Below are 9,823 nucleotides of genomic sequence, written 5' to 3' on the forward strand. Positions count from 1 at the left end.
ACTGTTAGCGTATTTAGTCCACTCTTTTGCATTGCCGACATAGAGAGGAATATTTCCGTTGAAATAGTCCCAAACATAAGCTGTACATTGGCCTGCAGGATAGGGATTTTGTTTATTTGTCTGGGAAGTAACATTATAGAAACGTTGGAGGAAAGCTGCCATCTCACCACGTGTCACATATGCATCAGGTCTAAAAGTTGTTGGTGTATAACCCGTAGTGATACCTTTTGAACTCAACCAGCCAATGTCATTGGCAAACATATGATTTTTGGAATCTACGAACTTCGTGTTATATTTTCCTGAGGTAGGAGCATTTCCTGAAACTTTTGCCATTCTATGTAGAAAGGCAGCCATTTGCCCTCGCGTCACGTTACCGTTCGGATTGTAGTGGGGCGCAGTTCCGTTGGATACAGTTGTCGCTGTCAGCCAGAGAATCTGGTTTTTATACTGGTTGACATCTGTATAGACATTGAAAGGTGCTTTATAACTTGGAGTTCCCGCGAGACGATGAAGAAAGACAGCCATTTCACCACGTGTCACGTAACCATCTGGATTATATGTCGTTGGTGTATAACCTGTGGTAATTCCTCGACTATAGATCCAGCTAATGTAATTTTTATATAAAGATTGTGAAACGTCTTTAAAAGGATTGCCTGAATGCTTGATAGGTAATTTTTCTAAGCTTACTGGCACCTTTGGTAGTGTACCACTATTAAGAGGTTGCTGATAAGTTACAGCACTTCGAGCTTGTACCACAGGATGCTCGGTCGTACTTGCTACTTCCGCCGTTTCAGCACTTGTATCTTGTTCCTTTATCGTTACTTCATTACTTGAGCTTGAGCTGCTTTTATCTAACACACTACTTTCAGTGCTTTTGTTTTCAGTTGAAGTTTCAGAAGTACTTGCAGAAGTTGAAGTGCTACTTTCCTCGATGCTTGAAGCTATTGGCTCATTTTTTTCCTTGTTTACGGCTGTGAGTTCACTCGCACTTACCATTATTCCTTGCGTCGACGACAGAAAAACTGCGCTCAGCATTAAAACCTTTTGATATTTTTTCACTATAAAATATCTCCTCCTTATTTACCATGTCTCTTATAATCATTATTTGTTTGCTTTTTTAGCATATTATAATCATAACATATGATTTAGTTTTTTTTAAGGAATTTTGAATTAAAATAAATATTGTAAGCAGAATTAAAGCATTCTCTTCATAAGAATGATAGAATAAGAATGGAATTGATGGCAAAGTAAATAAACAGAAATCGAGAGTCATGAGGCATCTGTCTTCACTTACAATAATGGCTTTCGATAAACTATATATTTTAATTTATTTTTCCCCAATGCAATTTTAAATAATGTTTAGAAGTCCTTTCTTTGAGGGCTTTTAGTTTGAATAAAAATATTTTAAAAAGGAAAAACTCAATGAAAAAATTCAAAAAAATAGTCCTCTGGGTCGTAAGTATTTTACTCGTCCTTCTGGCCGCAGCATTTATCTACATCAAGTCCAGTACCTATCATCCAACTCCTCAAGCGTCAAACATTGCAAGCCAAGCCGAAAAGGCAGATAATGCTTTGGTCTTTAAAGGCAATCCAGATAAACCCAGTATCATCTTTTATCAAGGCGCTTTGGTGGACAATGTAAGCTATAGTATTTGGGCCGGTAAAGTAGCAGAAGCTGGATATTCTGTTTACCTTCTCAAAGAGCCTCTGAATCTTGCCATTTTTAATCCCAATCTGGCTGAGAAAGTAATCAAGGATGAACATCTCTCCCAATATATCGTTGGCGGTCATTCTCTAGGTGGAGTTATGGCCAGTCGCTTTGCAGCAGGTCATCAAGATAATTCAGCTTTAGAAGGTGTCTTTTTCCTTGCAAGTTATCCTGATCAAAAAGGAAGCTTGAAAGATTTCAAGGGGAAAGTTTTATCTATCGTAGGCACGAAAGATGGCGTGCTTAACCAGTCTTCATATGATAAGGCCAAAACCTATCTGCCACAACAAACGATAAATGTAGCATTGGAGGGCGGTAATCATGCCGGTTTTGGTAGCTATGGTGCCCAAAAAGGCGACAACCAAGCAGACATCTCAAATGAAAAACAACAAGAAGAAATTGCGGCAGAACTCATCAAGTGGCTCAAAACTTCCGAAAAGTAAAAGAACTCTTTGATAAGAGTTCTTTTCTTTTTGTTTATTCAACCGCAGCAAATGGTCCGAAGAGCATATTATTATTTTGGACATTGACATCGATAACATTGTAGAAAGCATTTGGTGTATCAGCAACATCCCAAACAGCGAGGATAATATGGTAACCTGAGCGATTACTTGGGACAGTGATAGAGTGTGTCAAGTTGTTAGAAGCATTAGAGCCATCATGATTGACAGTACCAATGAGCTCTAACTCTGAACGTTTGAGTGGCGCATTTTGATCCCAACCAGTTTTGGTCATGTAATAGTGCCATTTGGTTGTTTTGTGTGGTGCTGTATATTTCCACGTGAACTGATTTACACCAGTGTTTATTGTTGTTTTTTTCCAACGGTCGCTTGTTTGATTATCAAGGACAAAGTCAGCGATTTGTCCTAGACCACCATTAGCTGAAGCGATGCGTCCATCTACAGGTCCGCTTTCAGGGAAACCTTTGGGAGCTTCAAGTGATTGAGGATTTGTGATGACATTTCCATAGAGATTATAAGCTGTTGTCCAGCCATATTTTTCATAATCAAGCTTTCCTTGATAACCACGTGCTGGAGGACTCTCAACGTAACCGTGAGCTAAGACCATTTTAGTATTGAAAGCCAATGAAGCACCCAATACTCCTAAAGTGATTAAAAACCCAATAAACATTTTTTTCATAACTTTGCTCCTTTCTGCTTGTTAAAGCATATCATATTTCTTTCCAAGGTCCGTAAGGGCCTGACAAGTCAGGTTGGTCACCCTTGGTCCACCATTTTGCTTCATATTCTTTTCCATTGTAGTAGACGCGGTCACCCGTCCAATATTCTTTATCCTTGCTCCATGTATTTTCAGGAGTTACTGTGCCACCTGTAGTGCTAAAAGTCGTACTTGCACTGTCAGAACGAATGCCAGCATTATTGATTGCGACAACTTCAACGGTATAAGTTGTTGCCGCTTTAAGACCTGAGATAGCTTGTAATCCATCTTTACTTGTATAAGTTTTTCCCCCAACTTTAATCTCGTAATTGGCTATCCCAGATGTATCTGTTGATTTTGTTTGAATTGTAGCACTGGTTTCTGTAAGATCAGAAACGGTGATTATTGGAAGTGTTGGTTTTGTTTCATTTCCGCCTCCAGCATCTCCAAAAAGCATAGGTGCATAGGTGTTGACGAAGGAATTGTTGTAATTTAAGCCTGTCGCGCTCTTACCTGCATCCCAATTGACGGACCAGGTCATTAAGCCTTTGATTTCATTTCCAGAAGCTTTTAGGCGTTTTAAGGCATTTTCGACATCTTTAGGATTTTTAACGTAACCTGTTGCTGCCGCATCCTCATTTGCAGGCAAGCCAATCACAAACTTGTCTGCTGGAATTTTGATGAAATTATCAGTTCCTGTGACAAGGCGATGTGTCAAACCATAGAGGAAAGCTTCTTTTTGCTCATCGTTAGATTGGGAAATCCACATGTTTAAGTCAGAATCCCAAAAACCATCACCGCCTTGATTGTAATACTGAGGATTAATATAATCGTAATCACCTTATAAACCATTGATATAAGGCGCATACTTCCCTGTAGTTGTAAGATAAGGAAATTCTGGGGCCATCGTAATCATAAAGTTCTTACCTTGTTGACGATAATGAGCTTTGACTTTCCGTAAAGCTGATGGCATGACAATATTATTGTCAGCTGCATCAATGGCAGATTGCTCTAAATCAATATCCAAGCCGTCAAAGCCATAAGTATCTACAAGACGGATAACCTCATTCACAAAGTCATCCTCTTGCGCTTTAGTAAGTGCGATATGAGCGTCTGCACCTCCTAATGCAATTAATACAGATTTGCCTTCTGCGTTGAGTTTTGCAACCTCAGCTCTGAATTCAGCATCGGTCTTATTATAAGGTTTAAATGTGGGAAGAGTACTTCCTTGAGGTGTTTTCATGAAAGATACGTTAATAACATTGTATCCGTCTTGTGTCTGTGAAAGGTCAAAATCAGCAGAGGTTCCGTATTTATAACCATCTTTACCTGTTGATTTCCAATTGTGCCAATAACCGACTAAAACCTTATCGGTGGGATTGACCATTTCATCGGCAGCATCTGCTTGAGCATGCGCGCCTGTAAAACCAAGTGTAGCCAAGGCTAATGTCGCTATAGCTATTTTTATGTGACGTGTGTTTCCATTTTTGACCATAGTTCCTCCTGTTGGTGGTAAGACTATGTCCGGACTAATCATGTAAGCGCTATAATTATTATAACAATTTTTAATTTTCGATTCAATTAAAAAGGGAATTTTAAAAAATAAAAATAGGGTAAAGCCAAAGTAAAATCTTTATCAAAGAGTATAGACAAAGCTTTCTAGGCAACCCAACATGGGCAAAATTTACAATCGAATAACTGCCTTTAAAATAGGGGATATGTTAAAATTAAGAAAATACTAAAGAAAACGGATAACTTAGAAAAAGAGGAGGAGCATTATGAAACATTCTAGTAAACTAAAACCGATATTACTTGTTGGGTTGTTTATCATTGTGGTAGAAGCAATTGGGAGTTTATCAGGAATATTAGCTGGTGATATCAAATCAATTTATAACAACTTACAACTTCCGCCATTGGCGCCACCAGATTATCTGTTTGGTATTGTTTGGCCAATTCTCTATGCCTTGATTGCTGTAGCAGGTTTTATAGTTTTTCAAAATTTAAAATTAAGAAAGAGTGAAGCCCAGCCAGCTCTCTTGCTTTATGTCACCCAGTTATTCCTCAACTTTATCTGGAGCATTATCTTTTTCAAGGGTTATTTCTGGTTTGGAGTACTTGTTATCCTTGTTCTTGATATTGTGGTCTATCTTTGTATTAAGAAATTTTTCAAAATCAACCAATGGTCAGGAATCCTACTCTTGCCATACTTTGTCTGGATACTCTTTGCGACTTATTTGAGTTTTGCTGTCGCTGTTTTGAATTAGATAGCGATAAAATAAAAAAAGAAACGGGATTTGATACTCGTTTCTTTTTATTTGAAATTCATATACAGAGTAGAAAATTCTATTCTTCATAGGTCAACTAACATTTTAAACCTTTCTTGGTGAAATTGAGCGACCTCAAGTTGAGCAGCAAGCAACAGTATTTCCATCGCTTTTTTTATCTGTTCTTTTCCTTCAAGTTTATTTTCAAAATTATATACCCACAACCCTTTTACCGCCATAAATAAATTTCTTAAGAGCATAGATTGAGCTCTTCAACTCTTTTTATAAAATAGTAAGCTTCGTCTTTAAGTCCGTAATTTGAAAGGACAGTAATAACTTCTAGTATCACGTGAGACAGATGACGGTGATAAATTTCAGAATTAGACATCCCTTTTCCATATTGTTTTAACCTCTTCATAATGTTTAAAATATCTTGAGGCGCCAGTTGGTGCATGATGATGTAAAAAATAGAAAGTTCTTTTATACCAAATGCTTTGGTTTCGTATAAGAAATTGACAATTTCATTTTTTTCTTCTAAAGTTCCCTTTTTCAGTATGAATTTTATGGTTAGGCAAAGATTTCTTTGCTTTGTTTGTTTACAAGTAATGTAAAGGTCTTTCAATTTTGGGGAATCATTGAATAGGATTGCTCTTTCTAATTCTTGCAATATATATATGGGATCAGTAGGAGAGTAGAAATTTAAATGGCTATCAAAATCAGATAAACTACAGCCCATGAGTTGTAAGGCTAAATCAATTTTTTCCAAACTAATCATGGTCAAACCACGTTCGAAATCAGACAAGGTCGAACTTGCTAAACCTACTTCGGAAAAATCAGCTAAAGTAAATTTATTTTGTTTTCTCATATTTTTAAAAGCTATCCCATATTTTTGATAGACCATATAAATTACTCCTACTAAAATTTAATATCAAACTTTATTATAATATAAAATTAGAAAATATGGATTTATTAATCCGAAATACCGGATATAAAAAATTTGAACGTCATTTATCGTTATAATCTATTAGTGATTTAAATCACTTCTAACAAAACAAATAGAATAAAAATTCTTAAAGATAGAATTAGAGGATAAAGACATCATACAAGTATATTATAAAAGGGGCTGTAATTCTTCGCGTCAAACACTTAAGTGGTTTAAAGATCACAGCATAACAATAAGCAAAGCTCCTATTGCAAAAATTTCAAAAGAAGATATAGTAAAGACATTATCAATGACAGATAAAGGTTTAGAAGATATTGTTAAACACCCAACGCGAAGTAAATCTGAGATAAGAAAAGGTATACTTCATTTATATAAATTGTCATTTAATGAAGGACTTGAGTATTTAAAACATAATACAAACCTCCTTCAAACACCGATTGTTTTAGATGATAATAAGCTTTTAGTTGGATATAACAGTGAAGAAATCAGGAAATATCTTCCGCAAAAGTACAGAAGGTATCATTAAGAAAAGTGTCAGTAAACCTGAGAATGTATCAGCCACTTTAAGATAAAATTGGAATAATAAAAGAAAATGACAAACAATAAGGCAAGAAAAAGTATCAATAACTTATGCTTTTTTAGACAAAAAATATGTAATATGAATGGTTCAATCCAAGAAGAATACGAGCTGCTATTGAGGGAAGAAGTTTCAGGGAAATATGTGTTTCCAGAACAACTCTTTGCTGAATTAATGTCAGATCGAGAATTACATATGCTCTATATAGAAAAAATCAGTAAAATTTTGAATGATTTATTGAAAAAAGAGAAGACGATCTACTCTTTAAATATTGACTATCAAGAATTGTATTATTCTGAAACGATTGCATTTCTTGAAAGTTTCAATTATAAAGAAAAGCTGAAAATAGAGCTGACAGAACGGATTCCTCTTTATAGAAATAACCACTATTCAGAAATTGTTCCACGTGAGATAATAAAATCAATCAAGCAGATGGGCTATGATATTGCCTTAGATGACTTTTTATTGGGTGTTAATTCATTTAGGAGCTTAATTGACTTGCATCCCTACATATCACGCATAAAATTATCAACCTTGGAGTTTAAAAATATTCTTGAATCAGAACAACTTTCCAACTATTTATTAGCAATAGATTCGATTATCACATCATTTGATAAAGAAATAGTTATTGAAGGCGTGGAAGAAGAAGCGCTTCTGAAAACTTTTCCTCAAGAGTGGAAACAGCAAAGTTACTATTACAGTATTCCACATCAGTTTTATTGAGAGGACTAGTTTATGATTTATGTCAATGATATTCAAGATATATTTGGGAGTAATTTTATTGTAAAAATGTTTTTAATTCCTGGAATTTTAGGAATGATTTATATTTTTAAATATTTAATTCGCCACTATAAATTAAATAAGAATAGTTTTTTTACCTATATTTTATATTCCACGAATTTCACATTTCTAATTATTGTTTTAAAATTATTATTTACCCAAATCGATAAAAACTCACCAGAAGGCGGCCTACTAAGTGATACTTCATTAATTTTTGTTGTTGTGGCTATCGATTACTTTATTGTATCCTACTATAAATACGTAGAATATGCAGTCATACCGTTATTTTTACTCTTTTATGCCTTGTATACTTACACTTATGGATTTGACATACGCTCAACTGTGCTTGTCTTATTGGCACTCTTTTTATTTTGGACGAGTTTATACATCATTTCCAAGTACCGATTGCTTGTAACAAAAAAAAGTTACTTCTATTTATTCGCGAGCTTTCCCATCACTCTATCTGTCATGCTCATATCTAGTTCCAGATTTCAATTTAGTTTAGGTTATTCTGTAGGTATATTTTTAAAAATATGCATTATGCTATTTATTGCTGAAAAAGTATTAGCTATTTTAAAGTTGATCGTTCAAGAATATTCTGAATTGAGGAAGTACTCCTACATGGATACTCTTACGAATACTTATAATAGGAGAAAATTTGAGGGAACTTTACAAGAAATCATTGAAAGTCAGTATATGTCAGTTTTTACTGTAGTACTTTTTGATGTGGACGCCTTTAAGCATATAAATGATACTTATGGTCATGCTGCTGGTGATCATACATTAAAAGAGATTTGTGAACTTGTTAGGATTAAGTTAAAAAAAGAAAATACATCTGGTCAGTTATTCCGTTATGGAGGAGATGAGTTTTTCATCATATTTAGAAATAATCTAGAAGAAGAAGTCAAGGAGATTATGGAAGACATTGTTGATATGGTCTCAACTTATGATTTCGAGTATGAAAAAAATAGCTTCAAGGCTTCAATATCTGTAGGAGCAGTTGAAGTAGTTGGCGCACAAGAGCAGCAAGAAATTATCAATGATGTTGATAAGAAACTTTATATTGCAAAGTCTAAAGGTAAAAATCAGGTCGTATATTGACAAGTAATACATCCCCTACACCTATACTCACCAAAATCACCAAGAAGATGTTAAAATAATATTGTACAAATAAATTTACTCATATTAAGTGAAAAATATCATAAATTTTAACTGGTCGAAGATTTAACGAAACAAGGCGATTGTGTAAGCATTGGCAATGGCCTTTTTATATGTCAACCAAAGTTAAATCTTACTTTTTGTGAAATAAGAAGTATTGATATTGGTGCTTAAAAGTAGAGGTTTGTGTACGTGCCATTTTTGGTAAATTATTTAATTTTTCTATTCTTGGAGGATTTATGAAAGAATACATGCAGAAGATGGGCCGATCGCTCATGCTTCCGGTTGCAACTTTACCTGTTGCAGCTTTATTTACGGGGATTGGATATTGGATTGATCCTACAGGCTGGGGCGCCAATAATGTATTGGCAGCCTTTATGATTCAAGCCGGGCAAACAATTCTGAATAACTTAGGATTACTCTTTGCTGTTGGACTGGCCTTTGGAATGTCCAAGGACAAAGATGGCTCCGCAGCACTGGCTGGCGTAGTATCTTTCCTTGTGCCTATGACTTTACTCAATCCTGATTCTGTGGCTCTCTTGCAAAGAATTGATGTCGAAAAAGTGAATACTGCATTCACTAAGATTAACAACGGGAACGTTTTTATAGGGATTTTAGCTGGTCTAATCGCAGCAGCAGTTTATAATAAGTTCAGTAATACGAAACTGCCGATGGCCTTGTCTTTCTTTATTGGTGACGGTGTCAATGACTCACCTGCGCTTGCTACAAGTAATCTCGGCATTGCGATTGGAGGCGGAACATCTGTCGCTATCAATACAGCAGATGTTGTCCTGGTCAACTCACATCCGAGTGATGTTTTAGCACTGATTGAGATAGCTAAACGCTCTAATCGTAAGATGAAACAAAACCTTTGGTTTGGAGCGGGTTATAATATCATTGCTATTCCTGTTGCTGCCGGCATTCTTTACCCAACCTTTGGTATCTCTATTGATCCATTGGCTGCTGCAGTATTGATGAGTATCTCAACAGTAATTGTCTCAATCAATGCGATGGGACTAAAATATGAAAGACCACAAGAAAAATAAAAAACTCCTATTTAGGAGTTTTTTTAGATTTGGTAAGAATACATCCGTAACACCTCGTCTTCATCTTCCGCTTGAACAAAGCCAATAAATTCCCAACCGTAGCGTTCATAAAGATGAGTATGGTCAGTGACAAGATAGACCCTATGAATCCCTTGCATCTTCATATCATCGCAAGCTTCTTGGAGTAAC

General features: G+C 35.5%; 10 protein-coding genes and 1 pseudogene. 6 read left to right on the plus strand and 5 right to left on the minus strand.

Features of this window, described 5'->3' with window-relative positions; all coding sequences use genetic code 11:
* Positions 1 to 1,059, minus strand: a 1,059-nt coding sequence (locus LACDD01_RS02220) for an S-layer homology domain-containing protein (RefSeq protein ID WP_061413072.1), incomplete at its 3' end; no start/stop codon positions are given.
* A 363-nt stretch (positions 1,060 to 1,422) separates the two neighbouring features.
* Here LACDD01_RS02220 and LACDD01_RS02225 point away from each other — a divergent pair.
* On the plus strand, positions 1,423 to 2,151 hold the full coding sequence (locus tag LACDD01_RS02225; RefSeq protein WP_061413073.1) for an alpha/beta hydrolase: 729 nt from the start codon (positions 1,423 to 1,425) through the stop codon (positions 2,149 to 2,151).
* Between the two features lie 34 nt (positions 2,152 to 2,185).
* Here the strand turns inward: LACDD01_RS02225 and LACDD01_RS02230 are convergent, their stop codons facing one another.
* Together LACDD01_RS02230 and LACDD01_RS02235 are read right to left on the minus strand one after the other, a co-directional pair.
* On the minus strand, positions 2,186 to 2,848 hold the full coding sequence (locus LACDD01_RS02230; protein ID WP_061413074.1) for a lytic polysaccharide monooxygenase auxiliary activity family 9 protein: 663 nt from the start codon (positions 2,846 to 2,848) through the stop codon (positions 2,186 to 2,188).
* A gap of 31 nt (positions 2,849 to 2,879) precedes the next feature.
* A pseudogene (locus LACDD01_RS02235) lies at positions 2,880 to 4,361 on the minus strand (glycosyl hydrolase family 18 protein).
* A gap of 283 nt (positions 4,362 to 4,644) precedes the next feature.
* Between LACDD01_RS02235 and LACDD01_RS02240 the strand changes: the two are divergent.
* On the plus strand, positions 4,645 to 5,130 hold the full coding sequence (locus tag LACDD01_RS02240; RefSeq protein ID WP_061413075.1) for a TspO/MBR family protein: 486 nt from the start codon (positions 4,645 to 4,647) through the stop codon (positions 5,128 to 5,130).
* 86 nt (positions 5,131 to 5,216) lie between these two features.
* Here LACDD01_RS02240 and LACDD01_RS12220 read toward each other — a convergent pair whose 3' ends face one another.
* Both LACDD01_RS12220 and LACDD01_RS02245 read right to left on the minus strand, forming a co-directional pair.
* On the minus strand, positions 5,217 to 5,390 hold the full coding sequence (locus LACDD01_RS12220) for a hypothetical protein (protein ID WP_231863345.1): 174 nt from the start codon (positions 5,388 to 5,390) through the stop codon (positions 5,217 to 5,219).
* Positions 5,381 to 6,031 carry an Rgg/GadR/MutR family transcriptional regulator gene (locus LACDD01_RS02245; protein WP_231863346.1) on the minus strand — a complete coding sequence of 217 codons (651 nt, stop codon included), beginning with the start codon at positions 6,029 to 6,031 and terminating at the stop codon, positions 5,381 to 5,383. The genes LACDD01_RS12220 and LACDD01_RS02245 overlap by 10 nt, the downstream gene beginning before the upstream one ends.
* A 199-nt stretch (positions 6,032 to 6,230) precedes the next feature.
* Here LACDD01_RS02245 and LACDD01_RS12605 point away from each other — a divergent pair, with 199 nt between their 5' ends.
* From LACDD01_RS12605 to LACDD01_RS12610, 4 genes are all read left to right on the plus strand, one after another.
* Positions 6,231 to 6,599 (plus strand): ArsC/Spx/MgsR family protein, encoded by a 369-nt coding sequence (locus LACDD01_RS12605; RefSeq protein ID WP_369814482.1) that lies wholly within the window; start codon positions 6,231 to 6,233, stop codon positions 6,597 to 6,599.
* A gap of 66 nt (positions 6,600 to 6,665) precedes the next feature.
* A complete protein-coding gene (locus tag LACDD01_RS02255) occupies positions 6,666 to 7,373 on the plus strand; it encodes an EAL domain-containing protein (protein WP_082779257.1) in 708 nt (235 codons plus the stop codon).
* 12 nt (positions 7,374 to 7,385) lie between these two features.
* Positions 7,386 to 8,531 (plus strand): GGDEF domain-containing protein, encoded by a 1,146-nt coding sequence (locus tag LACDD01_RS02260; RefSeq protein ID WP_061413078.1) that lies wholly within the window; start codon positions 7,386 to 7,388, stop codon positions 8,529 to 8,531.
* A gap of 296 nt (positions 8,532 to 8,827) precedes the next feature.
* Positions 8,828 to 9,634: a PTS transporter subunit EIIC gene (locus LACDD01_RS12610; RefSeq protein WP_061413079.1), complete on the plus strand. Its 807-nt coding sequence runs from the start codon at positions 8,828 to 8,830 to the stop codon at positions 9,632 to 9,634.
* Positions 9,635 to 9,823 lie beyond the last annotated feature (189 nt).

Origin of the sequence: Lactococcus sp. DD01, from assembly GCF_001578715.1 — a bacterium.
GTDB lineage: Bacteria > Bacillota > Bacilli > Lactobacillales > Streptococcaceae > Lactococcus > Lactococcus petauri.